The sequence below is a fragment of the Microbulbifer maximicatervae (SeqCode) genome (assembly GCF_052467385.1).
Map to the genome: position 1 here is coordinate 920,855 of NZ_CP174311.1, position 19,057 is coordinate 939,911.

At 47.6% G+C, this 19,057-nt stretch carries 14 protein-coding genes; 8 read left to right on the top strand and 6 right to left on the bottom strand.

Going from position 1 to position 19,057, the window contains the following annotated elements:
- A complete protein-coding gene (locus ACJJIR_RS04010) occupies positions 1–2,379 on the bottom strand; it encodes an autotransporter domain-containing protein (RefSeq protein ID WP_413663137.1) in 2,379 nt (792 codons plus the stop codon).
- A 475-nt stretch (positions 2,380–2,854) separates the two neighbouring features.
- On the opposite strand from ACJJIR_RS04010, the gene arfB reads away from it, so the two are divergent.
- The gene (gene arfB, locus ACJJIR_RS04015; RefSeq protein ID WP_444907414.1) at positions 2,855–3,226 is read left to right on the top strand and encodes an alternative ribosome rescue aminoacyl-tRNA hydrolase ArfB; all 372 of its coding nucleotides are present in this window, start codon (positions 2,855–2,857) and stop codon (positions 3,224–3,226) included.
- A 288-nt stretch (positions 3,227–3,514) separates the two neighbouring features.
- On the opposite strand, the gene ACJJIR_RS04020 is transcribed toward arfB, so the two are convergent.
- The gene (locus ACJJIR_RS04020; RefSeq protein WP_444907415.1) at positions 3,515–4,075 is read right to left on the bottom strand and encodes a DUF2799 domain-containing protein; all 561 of its coding nucleotides are present in this window, start codon (positions 4,073–4,075) and stop codon (positions 3,515–3,517) included.
- A 248-nt stretch (positions 4,076–4,323) separates the two neighbouring features.
- On the opposite strand from ACJJIR_RS04020, the gene ACJJIR_RS04025 reads away from it, so the two are divergent.
- The 3 genes from ACJJIR_RS04025 to ACJJIR_RS04035 all read left to right on the top strand — a co-directional run bounded on the left by ACJJIR_RS04025 (position 4,324) and on the right by ACJJIR_RS04035 (position 10,768).
- Entirely contained in the window at positions 4,324–5,745 is a 1,422-nt protein-coding gene (locus tag ACJJIR_RS04025; protein ID WP_444907416.1) for an amidase, read from the top strand.
- Positions 5,746–6,217: 472 nt separating this feature from the next.
- Positions 6,218–7,783: a M28 family peptidase gene (locus ACJJIR_RS04030; RefSeq protein ID WP_444907417.1), complete on the top strand. Its 1,566-nt coding sequence runs from the start codon at positions 6,218–6,220 to the stop codon at positions 7,781–7,783.
- Positions 7,784–8,140: 357 nt separating this feature from the next.
- Positions 8,141–10,768, top strand: coding sequence for a TonB-dependent receptor plug domain-containing protein (locus ACJJIR_RS04035; protein ID WP_444907418.1), 2,628 nt, complete (start codon positions 8,141–8,143; stop codon positions 10,766–10,768).
- A gap of 126 nt (positions 10,769–10,894) precedes the next feature.
- On the opposite strand, the gene ACJJIR_RS04040 is transcribed toward ACJJIR_RS04035, so the two are convergent.
- The 4 genes from ACJJIR_RS04040 to can all read right to left on the bottom strand — a co-directional run bounded on the left by ACJJIR_RS04040 (position 10,895) and on the right by can (position 14,769).
- Positions 10,895–11,626 carry a glycerophosphodiester phosphodiesterase gene (locus tag ACJJIR_RS04040; RefSeq protein WP_413663131.1) on the bottom strand — a complete coding sequence of 244 codons (732 nt, stop codon included), beginning with the start codon at positions 11,624–11,626 and terminating at the stop codon, positions 10,895–10,897.
- 159 nt (positions 11,627–11,785) lie between these two features.
- On the bottom strand, positions 11,786–12,298 hold the full coding sequence (locus ACJJIR_RS04045) for a flavin reductase family protein (RefSeq protein ID WP_413663130.1): 513 nt from the start codon (positions 12,296–12,298) through the stop codon (positions 11,786–11,788).
- Between the two features lie 103 nt (positions 12,299–12,401).
- Positions 12,402–14,018, bottom strand: coding sequence for an FAD-dependent oxidoreductase (locus tag ACJJIR_RS04050; protein ID WP_444907419.1), 1,617 nt, complete (start codon positions 14,016–14,018; stop codon positions 12,402–12,404).
- Positions 14,019–14,112: 94 nt separating this feature from the next.
- On the bottom strand, positions 14,113–14,769 hold the full coding sequence (gene can / locus ACJJIR_RS04055) for a carbonate dehydratase (RefSeq protein ID WP_413663129.1): 657 nt from the start codon (positions 14,767–14,769) through the stop codon (positions 14,113–14,115).
- Between the two features lie 136 nt (positions 14,770–14,905).
- Here can and ACJJIR_RS04060 point away from each other — a divergent pair, with 136 nt between their 5' ends.
- The 4 genes from ACJJIR_RS04060 (at position 14,906) to ACJJIR_RS04075 (ending at position 19,013) form a co-directional block, all read left to right on the top strand.
- Positions 14,906–15,109 (top strand): hypothetical protein, encoded by a 204-nt coding sequence (locus tag ACJJIR_RS04060; RefSeq protein WP_413663128.1) that lies wholly within the window; start codon positions 14,906–14,908, stop codon positions 15,107–15,109.
- 136 nt (positions 15,110–15,245) lie between these two features.
- Positions 15,246–15,755: a GNAT family N-acetyltransferase gene (locus ACJJIR_RS04065; protein WP_444907420.1), complete on the top strand. Its 510-nt coding sequence runs from the start codon at positions 15,246–15,248 to the stop codon at positions 15,753–15,755.
- A 1,189-nt stretch (positions 15,756–16,944) separates the two neighbouring features.
- A complete protein-coding gene (locus ACJJIR_RS04070) occupies positions 16,945–17,664 on the top strand; it encodes a hypothetical protein (RefSeq protein ID WP_444907421.1) in 720 nt (239 codons plus the stop codon).
- A gap of 236 nt (positions 17,665–17,900) precedes the next feature.
- Complete coding sequence (locus ACJJIR_RS04075) at positions 17,901–19,013, top strand: phospholipase A (RefSeq protein WP_413663125.1); 1,113 nt, start codon at positions 17,901–17,903, stop codon at positions 19,011–19,013.
- The last annotated feature ends 44 nt before the right edge of the window (positions 19,014–19,057 follow it).

Below are 19,057 nucleotides of genomic sequence, written 5' to 3' on the forward strand. Positions count from 1 at the left end.
TTAGAAGCGGTAAGTCAAATTGACAGAGGCAGATTCAGTCGTTGGGCGGGAAGCGACCGTTGCGCTAACAGCGATAGCGTCAGCTGCTTGCCAGCGAATACCGGCAATCATACCCATACCACCGTTGAAGATACCTTCGTCGACACTGGCATAGCTAGGCATGGCATTCATATTGCCTTCCATGGATTTTACACCCACTTCAATAGTGTCTTCTTCAGTACCGTTGGTGTCTTCATACCAAATTTCTGCATAGGCATTAATGGTGTCCCAGCTCTTATTGGCGAAAGCACCAAAACGCATATTTCTCAGGCGGCGCTCTTGATCACCGTAGTGCATACCCAGCGGGTCGAGCTCATTGCCACTCAGGTCGGTATAGGTAAAGCCTTCGATGGCATCTTCGGTGTAGCCATCTACATCCGTAGTTACCTTGGTGAAGCTTACAAATGGACCGAACTGGAAGGTTTCGCTGTTGAGCAGGTTGGCACCGGCAGTGATACCCAAGGACAAGTTCTCGCCAGAGGTATTCCCGGTCAGGTTACCGTTATAAGTGTCGCCCAGAGAGACAGAACGGCTGACGTCATCGTAATCTACATCGGTCAGGGTCGCGTTACTTTCGACAAAGAAAATGTCGTAGTGCATGCGGCCAAAAACGCTGTAGTTGGTTGAGGTGGAATCAATAGCAAGCTGTGAATTATCCACATCAATATTGGAGCGGCTTACTGCAAAACCGATTTCCGCATTGTCGCGCACGGCGAAAGTCATGCCGAGAATATTGGAGTAGCCATCTCCCCTGACATTGGCGGTGTAATCTGTATCGTAGTCGACGTTACCCAGGGAGCTACCGGCGAAAACGCCAGTCTGAGCGGAGCGGTAACGAACACTGGCCAGGCTCTCGTCAAGGCTGTTGGTGTGGGTGCGAGTAGCCTGGATTGCGATATCTGGCAGCTGACCGGCAACCTGAGCAGCATTCACGATTGCGGTGTAGTAGTCACCGAGGATTTCCTGACCAATTTGAGTGGGGTGAACACTGTCGTTGAAGATCAGCTTGTCTGCATCGGGGTCGGTGCCGTTAATGCCGTAAACGGAATGCTCAATACAGTCGTTGCCACTGCCGTCGTAACAAAACAGTTGGTTCTCTGAGGAGGATAAACCAAAGATGGTTGGGTTATTGAGGGCGACTTTCAGGATACCTGCCTGGTCAACCATCAGAACGCCGTCGATATCCTTGGCCTTAGCTAACAGTGCTGAGTTGAAGGTTTCAGAAGTGCTACTTGCTTCGAAAAGTATCTCTTCGAAGGCGGTGGCCAGCTGGGCATCCGCATCTTCCTGGCTCACTAGTCCAGCATCAACTGCAGCTTGCAGAGCCTCTGCATTGTCGCTGGAGTAAACGGCTTCATATGCAGCAGCGTAAACGCCAGGAGTTTTGCTGACATCCGGTACATTGGATACGAGGATGTAATTGGCACCTGCATCGGATAGAGCGCCAGCTGCGCTTGCCAGCATTGTTGATGCAACGTCCAGATCCGCAGTGACTTCTTCGATGGTTGAGGTGCCAGCGACGACATCTTCGAAACCGCTGAGTAAGTCGTTACCACCGCCGTTTACCCAATAGAGAGCGTTGTGATCAGCACTTCCCAGAGTACTTTCCAGGTAGCCCATTCCCAGTGGGTGTGGGTTACCGGAAGTTCCAGTAGTGGCTATAAGATCAGCAAAGGTGCCCTCAATGGCGTCGCCCATAGCAGAAGCTTGGGTCATCAGGTCAGCATAAGTTGCGGTATCACCTTCTGCCAGGGCAGCTTCGGCTTGGGCTACTAATTGGGCTGCAGTGGCCTGTTGTACCAGCAATTGGGTCAGGAGTTCGGAGTCCGGGTAGCTGGGAGTTAAGCCTTCGTCACCAGTGGTTGGCATCAGGGCGCTTAACAGGTTATGACGGCTCGGGTCAGCCTCCAGGCCATATGCCTGCAGGTAGGCTGCATAGTTGTCGGGACCGATGATATTCATCAGAACATCAGCTGCTTTGTGCCCGCCTACGGCCCAGCCTGTACCGGCATTGCTCAAGCCAGCAGCAATCTGAGCAGTAACGGAAGCTTCAAGTTCCTCTGCACTCAGTGAGGGGTCTACGGTGGGTAGGCAAAAGGAAGATTCCATACCTGCACAAGACGGAGTTACGGCACCCAGGCCCAGATTCTGGGATAAAAGACTAATGGCTACTTCGCGATCGTCGCCCCCATTAGTGAATACATCGTAGTTGCCGACATCGGTCAGGCTGTCACCGAAGGCGATAACCTGGGAAAAGGCTGCCTCTTTGGCAAAAGCCGCAGAGCTTGTCATTGTTGCGAGTGCTATGGCCGCTGCGAGGCTACGCTTGGCGTTATGCATGGTTTTCTCCTTGTCGCGGTAATCTCACACCCGCGGAGACATCGGGAGCAGTCCAGAGGAAACTACAGGGCGCGAGTCTTTATTGTTCTTTGCTCCAGTACTTCTAGGAAGCCGGGCAATCTTAGCGGATTTGACTATGACTTGAAAATAAGTCACAAATCATTCCGCAAATCCTGGTTGGCCTTTAAGGCCCCTTTAATAGCTTTTATTCGGCTGGCGCAATATTACTTAATGAGGGTTTCCCGGTAAATGAGGTTTACCCCTAGATACGCTCATTTTATAGGAAGCATTTTTTTATAATTTGATTTCTGTCAATGGCGAATTGTATCTGTGTTGTGGGGCTGGTTAATAGCTGCACTATTTGGGCAGAATGGTCATTAGATTTTGTATTTTTAGTAAAATGATGTAACTCGGGCATTGGGTGTTTATGGTTTATGGAAAAGGGAAGGTGTCTGTCCCTCAAGAAGAAATCGAAATGAGTGCGATACGAGCACAAGGCGCCGGTGGCCAAAATGTAAATAAAGTTTCCAGTGCAATTCATCTGCGGTTTGATATTCGGGCTTCTTCACTTCCACAGTTGATTAAGGATGGTCTTTTAAAGTTAAAAGATCGTCGAATCTCCTCTGATGGCGTGGTGGTTATCAAGGCTCAGAGGTTCCGAACCCAGGAGAAAAACCGCCTGGATGCCCTGGAGCGACTGCAGGAACTGGTGGATAAAGCTGCATTTAAGCCAAAATTCCGCGTGGCCACAAAACCCAGTCGTGGTGCCAAGGAGCGTCGCCTGCAAGCAAAAAGTCGTCGCTCTCAGGTGAAGTCAATGCGGGGTAGGATAAAAGACCAGCACTGATCCAATTGCCCGAAATATAGAGAATAATTTTTCTTGAAACTGTCTTTTTACTTGGTTCTTTGGTGCAAATTTCCTGGTGGTCTATAAGTCGAATAGGGGGCAACCGCTGCAAGCCTGCCTTTTGTAGGAGGCCTACTTTTTCCATTTATCATATGGTGCCAGTTTGGTAGTGATGGAGACCGGGATTAGAAATGGTTGATTCACGACAATAGATAGAGACAGGAATTAACCTCTGCAGATTAGGGCCCGCAGAGGTAATCTTGGCTCTTATGGGATTTTAGAGCAGAGTTACAGGTAGGGGGAACGGGCCAATACTTCCTGATACTCGGCTTCTCGTTGCATTAGTTCGAACTGCAAGCCAGTAATTTCCATCCCCAGTTCTGAATGCCTGACCTTTAGGCGAGCAATATCAGCGAGCAAGGTCACCCGCTCAGAGTTGTCGACTGTCTCATCTACCAATAAAGCACCGATATCTGTCATATCATCGAGAATATGCTCTCTTGCCAGTTCCAGGTCATGAATTGCGGATACCAGTTCCTCGACAGCAGATTTGGCAAGAAAAATATCCTGGCCTGAATTGTATCCCCGCAAGAATAACCCTTCGAGGTCTGCGGGGCAGACCCCGTTATAGCTGTTGCCAGAGCGACCCTGGTCAAAGCCGCGTAGCTCGGTGCAAAAAAGCTCCAGCCCTTCAGTTCGCCCATTGCGATAAGCCGTTGTATTGACTGACACACCGTACTTTGCACAAGCCTCACGACGCCCCCCTAAATAAGAAATGTCTCGACCTGCTGCACCGTCTTCATACCCGATTGCCTGCCAGTCTGCGACATAGCATTCATCTTCGCTCATGGTGGCACATCCCGAGATCAATGAAACTAAAAGAAAGAGGAGTGCAATTTGAGAGGGAAATTTCACAGCGGTTATCCGTGTCGGTGATTTCACCAAAGCTTACTGTGAATTTCCTGACTGGAAGCTGAACTTTCTGTATTGCGTGAAATTATTCCATCGGATCTTTTTAAGAGAAGGTGGAGCAAGTAGTTAGCTACCGACGACTAGTCTGATGAAGTTAGCGGATCAGTAATTGGAAGGCTTACTCGATGGGCGATTTCGTTGGGATGACAGCTCTTGAGCTGTTGCATGGATACAGGAAGAAGTCTTTCTCACCGGTTGAGGTTACCGAGGAGTTACTCAACCAAATTGAGCGACTTAATAGGCATGTTAAGGCTTTTTGTTTGATTGACAGAAAGACAAGCCTCGCCTATGCGCGGGAAGCTGAACACCGCTATATGTCTGGTAATGCGAGGGGGTTACTTGATGGGGTGCCAGTGGCAATAAAGGATGTTTTCTATACACCGATGTGGCCAACGGTTTTCGGCTCCCAAATAATTGATCCAGAGACGACGCTGGGATGTGTGGCCCCTTGCATTGCGGCATTACAGCGCAACGGGTACACGCCAATAGGGAAAACCACGACACCGGAGTTTGGTTGGAAGGCGGTGACGGATAACGCCATAGACGGTATTACGAGAAACCCCTGGGATAGGGATAAGACATCGGGTGGTTCGAGTGGTGGGGCCGCGGTTGCAGTATCACTGGGATTGAGCCCTCTAGCTGTGGGGGCTGATGGTGGTGGATCTATCCGGATTCCAGCCAGCTTTTGCGGCACAGTTGGGTTCAAACCGAGTTTTGGACAGGTTCCCCATTGGCCATTAGGTACCTTCTCCTCCCTAGTGCATGTGGGGCCCTTAGCATCGACGGTGGAAGACTGTGCACTGATGATGAATGTAATCAGTGAACCGGATCATCGGGATATCCGCGCAATACCACGTCGGAACATTGATTTCCTTGCAGCTACAGAGGGAAGGTTGATTGAAAGAACAGGAAAGTTGCGTATTGCTTACAGCCCCAGTCTTGGTTACGTAGAACCTGATCCCATGGTGGTGAGCAACGTTTCTGCTAGTGTAATGCACTTCCAGGAATTGGGTGCTGAAGTTGTAGAGGTTGACCCAGGTATTGATGATGCTAGTGCATCTTTTGGCTGTCTATTTTGCGCGGGGATAGCGAGCATCTTTAGGGCGATGGATAGTACCAGGCGTCAACTGGCGGATCCCCAATTGTTGGAGGTCGCAGAACAAGCGGACAAATTATCCTTACCTGATTATCTCGACGCGCTGAAGTGGCGAGATAACTTTGTCGAGCGATTACAGGAATTTTTTCTGAAATATGATCTTTTAGTGACCCCAACTTTACCCATTACCGCATTTAGTGCTGGGGCCAATGTGCCGGATAATAATCCAGGCTCTCTATGGTATTCCTGGACACCTTATACCTACCCCTTCAATTTATCAGGCCATCCGGCAATATCAATCAATTGCGGTTTTTCAGGGAATGGTCTGCCAGTAGGTCTGCAAATAGTAGGCAGAAAATATGCTGATGAGACCGTTTTATGTGCAGCCGCTGCTTTACAAAACCAGCAGGGATTAAAAAGGAGGCTTCCTGGTTGGGTAGATTCTGTGTGAGTTGCAATCTTAAAATTCTTCTTGTAGATCTAATTAAAATAAAGGGCTGAAAAACCCTTTAGTTCAGAAATTATTCCTAGTTCTATTTGCTATTAATAGTGTTTTTATATTCTATGTTTTTTGTGTATTTGTGATCCACTTAAAGTTTATTGCGGCTCTTACGCTGAAAGATGCCAAATTGTTTTAGTATTTATTTGAATGTGCTAGCTTTTCCTTGCCGGATTGGTCAATCCGGTTTTGTTTGTTCTCTCTGCGCTTTTCGAAATTCGAATAATAAAAATATTTCTGGATTGTCCGCGATTGTTTATAGGTATGGCCTGTAGTTCCATCCTTATTGATTTTTGTATTATTTGAATATTATTGAGATTCAAAACTGCTGTTTGTGCAGGCTTCTTGCATGTGTGTTTATTGCCTGCCTGTGTTTTTGAAATATCAGGGATTCGCAGGGGGCTAACTTAATGTGGAGAAGATAATGAAAAAAATTATTAGTAGGTCTTTAGTTGGGGTTCTTGCACTCCCCGGCGCTGTTATGGCAGAAGAGCTGTGGATAACTATAGGTAGTGATGGTTATAAAACCTTAAAGCAAAACAGTAGCCTGGTTGCCAAGCAACCACTCGCGATTCAAGGTGAGGAACGTAACGGAGTCACTATTCTAAAAGTTAATGAAAAGAATCTTTCCGAAATATCGACTCTGATGCACATCAACCATAACCGTTGTGGCGGCTTTATGGTACATGACTCATTGGAGGAAGCAGAAGCTGCCCAGATTTCATCGCTGACGACAACAGTGAATAACGTGATCGCTTACTCTATTGATAATGCAGATGTGGTTAACGCCCTGCAAGCAGAGATCTCAGAGTCTAATATACGGTCGACTATTCAAAGTTTGTCGAATTTTACTAATCGCTATTACACCACTTCAACCGGCGTGGATGGTGCTGAGTGGATAAGGGATGAGTGGCAGGCATTAACGAATTCACGAAGTGATGCCTCTGTCGAACTTTATAGCCATAGTTGGGCGCAACCCTCCGTAATTTTGACGATTCAGGGGCAAACTGACCCGGATGAAATTATCGTGCTGGGGGCGCACCTGGATTCTACGGTCGGTTTTGGCACTGGTGAAGGTACGAGAGCGCCGGGGGCTGACGATGATGCGTCTGGCATAGCAACATTGACTGACGTCATTCATGCAATTGTCGCTACAGACTATAAGCCGGATAAAACGCTGGCTTTTATGGGGTACGCTGCTGAGGAAGTGGGGCTGCGGGGGTCAGATGATATTGCCAGCGATTACAAATCACAGAATAAAAATGTGATAGGTGCCTTGCAGTTGGATATGACCAATTACTATGGCTCAAATAGTGATATCTATATTATTGGAGATTACACCAATAGTGCCCAGAATAGCTTTCTTGAGGATCTGGCCCAGACCTACCTGAGCGGCCTCACTGTTGGAACAACTTATTGTGGTTATGCGTGTTCTGATCACGCATCTTGGTATAACCAGGGTTATCCGGTTTCCTTTCCTTTTGAGGCGACTTTTAATGGCTCAAACCCTTATATCCACACTTCAAGTGATACCCTCGCTAATAGTGGTGGAGATGCCAGTCATGCGGTGAAGTTTGGAAAGCTTGCTGCTGCCTATGTCGCTGAATTGGCCAAGGGTTATATAGGGGATGATCCGGGCCCAGACCCCGATCCGGACCCCGATCCCGATCCAGACCCCGGTGAGGAACAAACAGAAACCTTTAGTGGTGATGTGGGTCGAGGTTCGGAGGATCACTATGGACCTCTCAGTGTAACGCCCGGTACAGATTTTATCGCGGATATGACCGGTACTAATGATGCCGATCTATATGTCCGTTTTGGTGCGGCACCTACTTGGCGCTATTACGATTGCCGTCCCTATGAGGGAGATAGCTCTGAGAACTGTTCCTTAACCGTGCCAAGTGGTGAGAGTGAAGCCTATTTTATGGTGCGGGGCTACAGTCGTCTGGGATCGGATTATGAGGTTGACGTTACTTATACACCTCAATAGACGGTGCTGATTTCACCTATTTATTTTTTTAAGTGAACTCATTGCTGTCACTTTTGCTTCAGCCTTTCTAAAAGTCACGTTTGGCAGTTTTTGGCATTTGCTAAACGTGTACCTCCTCCTTTTAAAATAAATATCGCGACATTAATTTTTTGATTTGTTGGAAGTTGACATTTAATCGCGTAAAAGATCTACCCTAGGCGTGCACTAATTTCTGGCATGGATGCAATTAGACGGAACGTCAGTATGCGGCTTTTTTTGTTTAACCCCTGCACGGATCTAATTTGATTTGCATTGCTTTGATGAATTATCCGGTGATGTTCTGTTTGATGTTAATAATGAGAAGAGAGGGTGGTGAATATGAAGCGTTACTTGTTGAGACCTTTGTCATTGGCGGTGGCAGTTGCGATTTTTAACTCTGGTGGGTATGCGATTGCTGAGGAAAAGGAAGAGGGTGCCTCTAATACTGCTGATCGGGCAATGGAGGAAGTGATAACCACAGGTACACGCAAAGAGGGTGTATCTCCCACCGAGACTCTTTCTCCGGTAGATGTGGTTGGCGGAGAGGACATTGCGGATCAAGCGAGCTTTGATCTTACTGAGTCCCTGGCAAAAATTGCCCCTTCATTTAATACGCAGAGATTTCCAATTGCTGATGGTACCGCTTTTATCCGCCCGGTAACTTTACGTAATTTATCTCCAGATCAAACTTTGGTACTGGTCAATGGAACCCGCCGCCATCGCTCTGCGCTGGTTAATTTGCAGCTTGCCCCTCTGGGCACAGTTAACCAGGGTGCCCAAGCCGTCGACTTTTCGGCGCTACCCTCTATGGCTATAGAGCGAGTTGAGGTTTTGCGTGATGGCGCTTCAGCACAATATGGCTCCGATGCGATTGCCGGTGTCGTTAACATTATCCTGAAGGATGATGCAGAGGGATTTAGCTTATCAGCTCAGACAGGGGAGTATTTTGAAGGGGATGGAACCCGGATGAGTATTGCCGCTAATACGGGATTTGCGCTGGGTAATGCAGGATTTATTAATGGCACCGTTGAATTTTCCCGCGCAGATAAAACCTGGCGTAGCGAAGCGCGGCCAGATGCGCAGCAGGTAGGATCAGTTGTGGGAAATAATTTAGTACCACTGGATGGCTTGGGTCAGAGATGGGGTGATCCCGATGTTGAGTCCCTGAAGTTTTTTATTAACAGCGGCCTGGAGATCTCTGATTCGGTAGAGCTCTATGGAAACTTCGGTTATTCACAAAATGAAACAATTTCTGACTTTTTCTATCGTGGACCGGTGCTCGACCCAGAACACCAGTTTACTGCGAGAGGTACCCTGCAAGTAGACAGCCCCAATGACCCCCTTGATCCGAATAGTATCGACTACATGCCCGATCCAGCTCCCCAGTCTTTAGTGGATTCTATTTTGGCGCAAGGCCTAAACCCCTCGGATTACCTGGTAGCAGATACTTCCAGCGACAGTGGGTACGTGTTGCGGAACCCAATTTATACTCAGTTCCCCGGCGGCTACAACCCTGAATTCGGTGCAGATATTTATGATATCGCTGCTGTATTCGGGGCGCGTGGAGAGCTTGCCAATGGTCTCTCCTGGGATCTACGCGGACGTTTGGCTGAAAATGAAGTGGACTATGTCCTGAAAAATTCCATCAATCCAAGCTTGGGTATTTTGTCTCCTACTTCCTTCAAGCCGGGAACCCTCACGCAGGAAGAGTCCAGCCTCAATGCGGATTTTGTCTACCCTATTGATGTCATGGCTTTTGCTTCGCCATTGAACCTTGCATTCGGCGCTGAGTGGCGTGAAGAGACTTACTCAATTGGTAGGGGGGATGCAGCGTCCACTGAGGTAGGTCCAACTGCTGCGTATTTTGGTGTGGGTTCAGATGGTTTTCAGGGGTTCCCGATTGAAGCGCTGGGCAGTTTCAGTAGTGAGAGTATTGCAGCTTATATTGACCTTGAAGCCGACCTGACTGAGGCTCTGACTTTGGGAGCGGCTTTACGGTTAGAGGAATATGATGAGTTTGGCTCGACATCGGATTGGAAATTGTCAGCACGGTATGATGTGAATGAACAACTGGCATTTCGAGCGACGGTAAATACTGGTTTCAGGGCGCCAACACCCGGACAGGTGAATACCTTAAATGTTACTACTACGACAGACTCCAGTGGCAACCTGATACCCAATGGAACCTACCCTGTGGCTCATCCGGTGGCATCAGCGCTCGGAGCCGTTGAGCTGGAACCGGAGGAATCCACCAGTTTCACCTTGGGTGCGGTTTTTGCCCCACTGGACAATACCAGTGTGACAATAGATTACTACAACATCGACATCGAGGATCGCCTGGCTCTGCGCAACAATGCCATCGGAGATGACGAAGTGATTCTGTTGCAAAATGCCGGTATAGAAAATGCAGCACTACTCAACGGCAGCAATGCAAACTATTTCGTCAATGCTTATGACTCGGAAGTGTCAGGTATAGATCTGGCAGTTACCAGTGATTTCGAGATTTTTGAAAGTTTATTAGTGGTGGATTTACGCCACAATCACAATCGCCAGGAAGTTACCAGTGTTACGCCAAATACCATCAATGCCTCACGGGTATTTGACCTGGAAAACCAAGTTCCCAGTGATCGAACGACTTTAACTTTTGACCTCGATACGGGTGATTTATTTGCAGGGTACCTGCGTTTTAATCGCTATGGCAGTTGGGAATCAACAGGCGGGTTGTTTGGTGCTGGGGATGCCAGTGATACCTATAGTTATGGCAGTGAAATTCTCGTTGATATCGAAGCGACGTTTACGCTGTATGAAAATTATAAATTGTCGTTGGGGGGCGAGAATATCTTTGACGTAATGCCTGATGATGAGCAGGAGCCCACGTTGCGATATCTCGGGGTACGTCATGCCCTCACATCACCATTTGGCTTTAATGGTGGTTATTGGTATTTACGTGCTAGCGCAGAGTTTTAAGCTGTATAAATAGGGGAGACTATTTAGCCTCGAGTCTTTTCCTGCTTTAACTCACAGCAGTAGCCCGGTAATTGTCCCGGGTTACTGTCTGTTCTCTTAATTGGTGAAGGGGATCTTCTCCAACGTCTAAGTGCCAGTTTTTGTGAATTCAACACGGGCATTAAAATCGGATACGATTTGAGGTTCATCAGTGAAAACCCCATCAATACCTTGAGCTGCCAACAGTATCAAATCGTTGGGGTCGTTGACGGTAAATACGTAGTTCTTAAGCCCGCGCTGTTTTGCATCGGCTATTAAATCTGCATTTATAAAATCTACGTTCGTATGTAATGAATAGGCCTTTAATGGAGCAGAGCAGGCTGCAAGATCGAGGGGAACACCGGAAACCAGAACTCCCCGCCTAACCTCAGGAGCTAATTGCAGGCACTGGTACAACTGGCGGTGATCAAAAGAGGAGACGATGTATTGCTCGTAGCTCGCACCAGTATCCTGCGTAAAGGTGTGGATTTCATCCGCGAAAAGGGCTGCACAGTTAGGCCCTTTCAGCTCGATATTGAGTTGGGCACTATTTCCCACAAGTTCCAGGACTTCCCTTAATGTAGGGACCTTATTCCCGCAAGGGAGAGGCCTCTCTTTCAGGGCATCGGGATGCATTTCAGTGATGAGTTCAGAGCCCGCGATTAGGCGTCCGAGTCGCCGGTCATGCTTGACCAGAAGCTGCCCACCAATATTCCACACATCAATTTCGATACCCCCGACGTTGAGTTCCAACGCATGCCCGATTGCTTGGAGAGTGTTTTCACTGGCTCGCTGTTGATAGCCCCGGTGGGCGAAACAGAAGAGCGTAGTTGAAGTCATGGCTTATCAGTCCATTTTCATGGTTTGCTTCAGACTGCCCTTAAATTATTACGAGGTCACTAATGCAACACCAAAGTTTCTGCCAAATACTGGTTAATTGGCATTAAAAAATTATTTTTATAGCCTTTGGGTAGTGATTAGGCTCCAAAAAGTGAGCTGCTACTCTCCAGCCAATGCACGATAACAGCCTTGATGAAAGACCAGGGGTTCACCACCAAAAGCGGCAAATTCCAGCACCTCTCCAAGCAATATTGTGTGATCTCCACCATCAATGCACTGCGCGCGGCGGCAATGGAAATAGGCTGCACACTCCTCTAGGCGGGGTATACCATTGGGGCCTTCATACCAGTTGACCTGTCCAAACTTGTCTGCCCCTCGACCAGCAAATAGGTTTGAGACATGTTGTTGGTCTGCTCGCAGGATATGCACGGCAAAGTGCTCCCGGGTGGTAAATGCTTTATAGCCCATGGACTGCTTATCGATACTCCATAGAACCAGGGCGGGGTCGAGGGAAACGGAATTAAAGCTGTTAGCCGTCATGCCGGCAGGTTGGCCATTGGTATCCTGAGTGGTAATGACAGTTACACCGGTAGCAAAGTGGCCGAGGGTGTCCCGCAGTAGCCGGCTTTGCTCGGGTGACGGGGAAATCGTACGGCTTTTCTCTGTCGTCATACTAAGGCTACTTGTACCAAAACTTTGAAGGGCCGCCATTTTAAGGCAAAAGTTAACGGTTTGCGCGCTTTACCTCGAATAGCTATTAAAATAAGTACGATTATCAGTTATTTTTTGACTGGTCGTTCATAATTGGCTGGCACTCTTGGCTGAGCCTTTCCCGGAGGGCGATCGCACCACCGGTAAGGGCAAAACCGAGTAGATTGCCCTTTTCGTCGCGAAATTCGGCGCAAACCCCTGAATCTTCTTTGTTGATTTGCCAAGTCCCCTTGGTATCAGGGCTTGGTGGGCAAACGGTAGTTGGGTGCAGGGTTGTCTTTACGGCCACAGGAATAACGCCAAAGCAAACGGGAGTCAGATTTCCTGACAGAGTTTGTGCGAGACTCTTCGCACAGCTGATTAGGGGGGCGACAAAGAGTAACTGATGGCCGTCTATTTCTGCGCAATCCCCCAGGGCGTAGATATCGAGATCGCTTGTTTGCAGATATCGATCTACAGCAATACCTCTTTGCACGGCTATACCGGCCATGGAGGCTAAGCCGGTGTTAGCCTCAAGTCCAAGTGCGGCGAGAACGACATCCGCTTCTATTTGCTCTCCATTACTCAGCTGGGCCCGGAAACCGGTGCTCAATTTCTCGATACGCTTTAATGATGAGCCCCCATGGAAGCGAACGCCATAGTCTTCCAGGGCTCTCTGCAGATCGCGTCCGGCGACTTTCGGCAGCAGTGTCGCCAGTGGCCATTGCTCCATGTCAACCAGATCCACTGCGAAGCCGGTCTGTACCAGATCGTTGGCAAATTCACAGCCAATCAAACCAGCGCCCAGGAGTAGTATGCGCTTGCGCCCCACCACGGCAGTGCGAAAACGGTGGTAGTCTCTGAGATTATTTATGCGAAAGATATGTGATTGGGCATCCCCCTCATAGAGGGGAAGTTTGCGGCACTTGGCCCCGGTTGCCAGAACTAGCTTTCCATAGGGAATCTTGGATACATGCTCTGCACCATCCTGCTGAATCGTCAGAGTTTTGTTTTGGCGATCTATATGTATTACCCGCGTGTGAACCAGAATTTGTGCATTGAGTTCGCTAGCCATATCTTCGGCACTGGAAGTGCTGAGTTGCTGTGCAGTCTTGCCGTGAGAGAAAGAGGCTGACAGCAAAGGCTTGGAGTAAAAAGCTCCATCATCGGCGGTGATTAACAGGAGAGGAGACTGGGGGGTAAGCTTGCGAAACTCTCGCGCCAGATTATACCCGGCCAGCCCTGTGCCAATAATAACTAAAAGTGCTGAGGTTGTAGTGGTTGTTTTTTGGTTGGCTGAAGGGGACGGGGCGATGGGGGTTAGGCCCACGAGGACCATATCAAATTCTTGTTTACTAACGCCGCATTGAGGGCAATTCCATTCGTCGGGAATATCCTCCCACCGAGTACCAGGAGCAATGCCATCTTGTGGATATCCCTCGGCCTCATTGTATGTCCAGCCACATACCATGCACTCCCAGATCCGGAAGCCATCATTGCTAGCTAAGCTGGCTTGAGTGGTATCGGCGCCAATCTCCAGCATGGAGAAATCTTGTTTGGCTGCACCACACTCCGGGCAGTACCAGTCTTCAGGTATATCTTCCCAGCGAGTACCGGGAAGAATTCCATCCTCGGGCCAACCTTTGGACTCATCGTATATCCAGCCGCAGTTCTGGCACTGCCACTTTCTGTATGCCGACATGTTTCTCCACCAAGCAGGGTCGAGCCCGATAAATAAATACCGGGGCTTTACCATTTATAGTGGTAAAAACGAAAGGAGTTGTGGTTGGGCGGTATTATTCCGTGCTGCGCTGGGCGATTTTGCTGAGAGCACTTTGATAAATATCAGCAATTTCCCCCGGGTGCTTGATTGAAATACCCAAATCGTGCACCAGGCCATCCTTGAGTCCATATACCCACCCATTGACGGTCAGTTCCTGGCCCCTACGCCAGGCATCGCGGACAATGGTGGTCTGGCAAACGTGTATTACCTGTTCCAGAACATTGAGTTCGCACAGTAAGTCTGTGCGTTGCTGTTGCTGGAAAAGATCTATCAAGGTGTGATGCTTATCCCTGACATCCTGAATGTGTCTCAGCCAGTTATCGATCAGGCCAAGCTGCTCGTTATTAAGTGCAGCCTGGACACCGCCGCAGCCGTAATGACCACAGACAATAATATGTTTTACTTTTAGGATTTCTACAGCGTACTGCAGTACTGAAAGGCAGTTCAGGTCTGAGTGGACTACTACATTGGCAACATTTCTGTGGACAAAAAGCTCCCCGGGTAATAGGCCGACAATTTCATTCGCGGGAACGCGACTATCAGCGCAGCCAATCCAGAGGTATTCAGGGCTCTGCTGCTCAGACAGTTTAAGGAAAAAGTCAGGCTTATCTTCGCGAGTTGCCTCTGACCAATGTTGGTTGTTCTCTATTAAATGATTAAGCGGGTGCAATGAATCTATCCTGATGTGACCGTTTGGACAATTAGTCAGCAGGATAGCGACTTTGTTCGTGCGCGCCAAGTGTATCTGGTCTAATCTAAAAAGATGACTATTGCCTAAAACCTGGTCTAAAAAGGAATCTAAGATCATGGGAAGAAAGAAAAGCGCCATTCCCAGAAGGCGGCAGAGGGTTTCCAGGCACTCGAATTCAGTGGGGCGGCATCGCTTGAGAGTGCGTCAATTGCTTGCAAGACGGACGCGTTTGCGTAGCTATTTACAGCATTTCCCAATGGATGAAAAAGCCAATATCGAGGCGGTACCGGAAAAGAAGGGTGCTGAAGTTACGGAGTAAATCCGATATTGTACCCTCTGTTGTCCACGCTGTATCAGAGATCTATAAGTGTGGTGAATAAGTTGGCTGTATAAGTGGTTATTAAATTACATTCAATAAAACCGTTGAGCTAATGGAAAAGTAAAAAGAGAATCATATGGTGTTGTCAGGTTGTAATGTAGATATTGATTTAAAAATTAGTTTGGCGAATTATGATGACTTGCATGATGCAAAAAGCATAATTGCTTTAATGGAAGAGTATGCACTTCATCCATTTGGTGGTGGTGAAGCTCTTTCTGATCATTGTCGAACAGGGTTGGTGCCGGCACTAAATGAATTTCCTGGAGCTTTTAGTATTTTAGCATACCGAGATAGTAGAGCTGTTGGTCTTATTAATTGTTTTACTGGTTTTTCCACTTTTTTATGTAAGCCTCTTATTAATATTCACGATGTTGTTGTTAGTGAATCTGCACGAGGTTTGGGCGTTTGTACGGCTATGCTGGGTTTTCTTGAGAAAGAAGCAAAAGATAGGGGATGTTGTAAGTTGACCTTGGAAGTTCTACAAAAAAATTACACTGCGCAGGCTGCTTACCGTAAGACTGGTTTTAAACCGTACGCCATGGATGAGGAGTTCGGTCAAGCCGAATTTTGGCAGCGATATCTTTAATGTTCACCTTTTCAAATTTGTAGTCATTGTATGGAGCTATCTTCCAATAAGCTGTGGCTGTGGCTGTGGCTGTGGCTGTGGCTGTGGCTGTGGCTGTGATCTGAAAGCTACGGCTGGCCAATACTGTTAGATATTTTATTGGTAGCTCCTGAAGTGCGATGTGCCCCAATTATTAGTTCCATTGATTGAGTCTGTAACCCTGAGACTTTACTGATTGATAATATTAAAAATAATGTCCATACAAACGGTGGTAGCAGTAGATACGCAGAAGCTTTTTGGAAGGGAATGTTTCTTGGGGTTTTGGGTGTTTTAAGAATCCTAAATACCAATATCATATTTCTTGACTTTGGTGACGCTAGTGCGTGAAAGCTGATAGGAGAAAGCGATATTTATAGGGATCTAATGGTTGTATTCCAGCAACATCATGGATAGCTAAAGATATTGTCTCCGTAGCTCTTCTAAGAGCATTAGTAGTTGAATTAGCGATCCTCTATTCAAACAAATTTCTGACATGCTGTTGCGTCGAATTTTACTCGCCATGAAAGCCATTCACTTTGCTGTACCAGCAAGTTACTGGTTTCGATGAGTGATATGGATAATGATAAAATTCGAGAGTTTACTCTTTGGTCATGCTCAAGAATTAAAGGCTACCAAATATATTTGGCTCATTCCCCCGGAAATCCTGTGCTGATAGCTGGAGTTTTGTGCTTATGTGACGTGGGAAAAATTATTTGATGTTTATTGCGTCAGCTTGACGTTATTCTGCTTAAATAGCTTAAGTTTCTTTTGGGTGAATGAGAATAAAAGAAGAGGCTTTAAGTACTTTTGAAGATATAGGTTTTCCAATGATTGATAGTTGGTTCTAGGTCAGGAGTTACCTGGAATTTTTGATGAGCCTATTTTGGGGATACCTTAAATAAACCTCACTAGAGCTTTATATAAAACGTTTACTCTTTTGGTGCATCCAGCTGGAAAATTCTTCAACTACTTCAGGTTAAGTCATTCACTTTGGGGGTATTTCAGCTGTTTCATAGTTTTCTCCTATTTTTAAATCCTTGTGTTAGCCACGGTCTCCATAGTGTTTGGCTAAAGGAGGCGTAAAAAACGAGGTTAGCCTCCCTCCATGTGCAATACTTTTTGGGTACTGGACCGCCGGTCTGATGTACAGCGAGCAAGGAGGGAACCTGCGATGCGTTTAAATTCAACTTTGGCTCAGGGTCGCTATCACTACAGTTGTGATGGCAGGGAAATGCCTGTGCAAGATAGTTGGCAGCTAGGGAATGATGAGCAGGGGCGACGCTCGCTTGTCAGTCGGCGCTTAGTCGGGGACCAGGGGCTTGGTATCGAAGTATTTGCTCTTTTGGAAGGGGGGCTAGTGAGTGAGTGTGTTGTGCATTGGCGAGATGAAGTTGATGAGGTGAGCGCCCACTACAAGTTAATTCCAGAAGAGGGAAAGAGTCCTGCGATAGGTGATGATATTCAAGCCAGCTGGACAGGCCCCAATGGCCCTCAGCAACTCAATATCGAAGGGGAAGAGCGGCTATTGTTTCCACTGATGCGGGTTTTTATGGGGCCTGTCTTGTCGAGGTTGGTACAACATGAAAATGGCCTGGAAGTTGTATCCCCTGATATCGTCGATCCATCTCAGCGGGGTAAGTTGCTCTCTCCTAGGGTGAGCCATCGCACGGCAAGATCAATGGCGGGGGATGTTTCGAGCCAGAAGGCTCAGGAACTGGGTTCTGATATTATTGCTTACATTTACCAGGGTGATGAAGCTGAAAGAGATGCCCATTGCTATGTTGATAGTCGGAGCCTGTTGGTGGGGTATGATTGGCCATCTAGTACTGGTCGCCTGTGGCAGGTTCGGCTGAGGGACTTGGAGTGGTCGTCGAGCTTAAAAGGACTTTAGCCTAGCTTGAGGAAACTTAATAACCACTATTGGTCACACAAATAGGCTTAAATGGAGAATGCTGTTTCTGCATCTGTCACTATTTAGTTTTCTGTTCTATCTAAGCTGAAATTAGAGCTTCTCTAGCCTGATTGGCTGTCTTGTCACGATAATCGCAAAATTATGTAGTGGGACTTGTAATCCTCTCCAGTGTAAGCTTGCATCACGATTGCAATAAATGACTGGGGGAAAGCGTTTTGTCCTACTATCGAAGAAGGGTTTTTGCCGGGCTCACATTACTTTCTTCTGTTGGGTTAGTTGCACAGTTGCCAACAGCTTTAGCTGAAGAGGCGCCAGAATCAACTTTTTCTATGGATGCGGGAGAAAACCTGCAGACCCACCATAAGCGCTGCTTGAACGAGCAAATTCTTGTTTCGGATGCCGATGTCACGATAAGGGAAATCCGACGTATCTGCGCTGAAAGAGTTAGAGCTGAACTGACTCTTGAAGAGGATCCGGTGATAGCGGACTTTATTGTCGACGAGTATGAGGAAGACCTTCCTACAGATGAAGTATTGCTAGGGGGGAGGGCTCAGGCTATCAGGGATGCTGCCAATAACCCTTTTACTTTAGCTTCCCATAAAACTAACTACGTGCTGCCAATGGTCTACAATCCAGCCCCTGAAGAGGGAGGGCTGGCAGACATTGAAGGCCTAGCTGAGGCAGAAGAGTTGGATAACGTCGAAGTTCAATTCCAGCTTTCTGTGCAGGTGCCTATTTGGCGGGGTTTTTTGGGGCAGGCTTCTGTACTGAGTGTCGCCTATACAAATCGCAGCTTTTGGCAGGCGTACAACTCCGATGACTCCGCTCCCTTTCGTGAGACAAATCACGAGCCGGAATTGATTCTGAGTTGGCTCAATGACTGGAGCCTATTTGGTTGGAATAATGTGGCTAACCAGGTAGCGATTAACCACCAGTCAAATGGGCGCAGTGAACCCTATTCCCGTAGCTGGAATAGAATATATGCGAATTTCATTTTTGAGCGGGATAATTATTCAATCAGCCTAAAGCCCTGGTACAGGGTTCCTGAAGATAAGGATGATGATGATAATCCGGATATTGAGCACTACCTGGGGCATTTTGAACTAGGTGGGCGATACCGCGATGGAGATCACACGGTTTCACTGATGTTACGTAACAATTTGCGCTCAGATAATCGTGGTGCAGTGGAGCTGACCTGGGGCTTCCCTCTCGGGAAACGCGTCGATGGATATATCCGCTATTTCAATGGTTACGGCGAGAGCCTCCTTGATTATGATGAATCAGTGCAAACTTTAGGATTTGGATTTGTATTAGCCCAGGGGTTTTAACCTTAACGACGAGGGCGTATTCGCAATGAATAGGCTCTCGTTTT

Bases quoted from the DNA above. Each gene is read 5' to 3' on its own strand.
- ACJJIR_RS04010 (WP_413663137.1), bottom strand. From the start codon at position 2,379: ATGCATAACGCCAAGCGTAGCCTCGCAGCGGCCATAGCACTCGCAACA.
- arfB (WP_444907414.1), top strand. From the start codon at position 2,855: ATGAGTGCGATACGAGCACAAGGCGCCGGTGGCCAAAATGTAAATAAA.
- ACJJIR_RS04020 (WP_444907415.1), bottom strand. From the start codon at position 4,075: ATGAGCGAAGATGAATGCTATGTCGCAGACTGGCAGGCAATCGGGTAT.
- ACJJIR_RS04025 (WP_444907416.1), top strand. From the start codon at position 4,324: ATGGGCGATTTCGTTGGGATGACAGCTCTTGAGCTGTTGCATGGATAC.
- ACJJIR_RS04030 (WP_444907417.1), top strand. From the start codon at position 6,218: ATGAAAAAAATTATTAGTAGGTCTTTAGTTGGGGTTCTTGCACTCCCC.
- ACJJIR_RS04035 (WP_444907418.1), top strand. From the start codon at position 8,141: ATGAAGCGTTACTTGTTGAGACCTTTGTCATTGGCGGTGGCAGTTGCG.
- ACJJIR_RS04040 (WP_413663131.1), bottom strand. From the start codon at position 11,626: ATGACTTCAACTACGCTCTTCTGTTTCGCCCACCGGGGCTATCAACAG.
- ACJJIR_RS04045 (WP_413663130.1), bottom strand. From the start codon at position 12,298: ATGACGACAGAGAAAAGCCGTACGATTTCCCCGTCACCCGAGCAAAGC.
- ACJJIR_RS04050 (WP_444907419.1), bottom strand. From the start codon at position 14,018: ATGTCGGCATACAGAAAGTGGCAGTGCCAGAACTGCGGCTGGATATAC.
- ACJJIR_RS04060 (WP_413663128.1), top strand. From the start codon at position 14,906: ATGGGAAGAAAGAAAAGCGCCATTCCCAGAAGGCGGCAGAGGGTTTCC.
- ACJJIR_RS04065 (WP_444907420.1), top strand. From the start codon at position 15,246: ATGGTGTTGTCAGGTTGTAATGTAGATATTGATTTAAAAATTAGTTTG.
- ACJJIR_RS04070 (WP_444907421.1), top strand. From the start codon at position 16,945: ATGCGTTTAAATTCAACTTTGGCTCAGGGTCGCTATCACTACAGTTGT.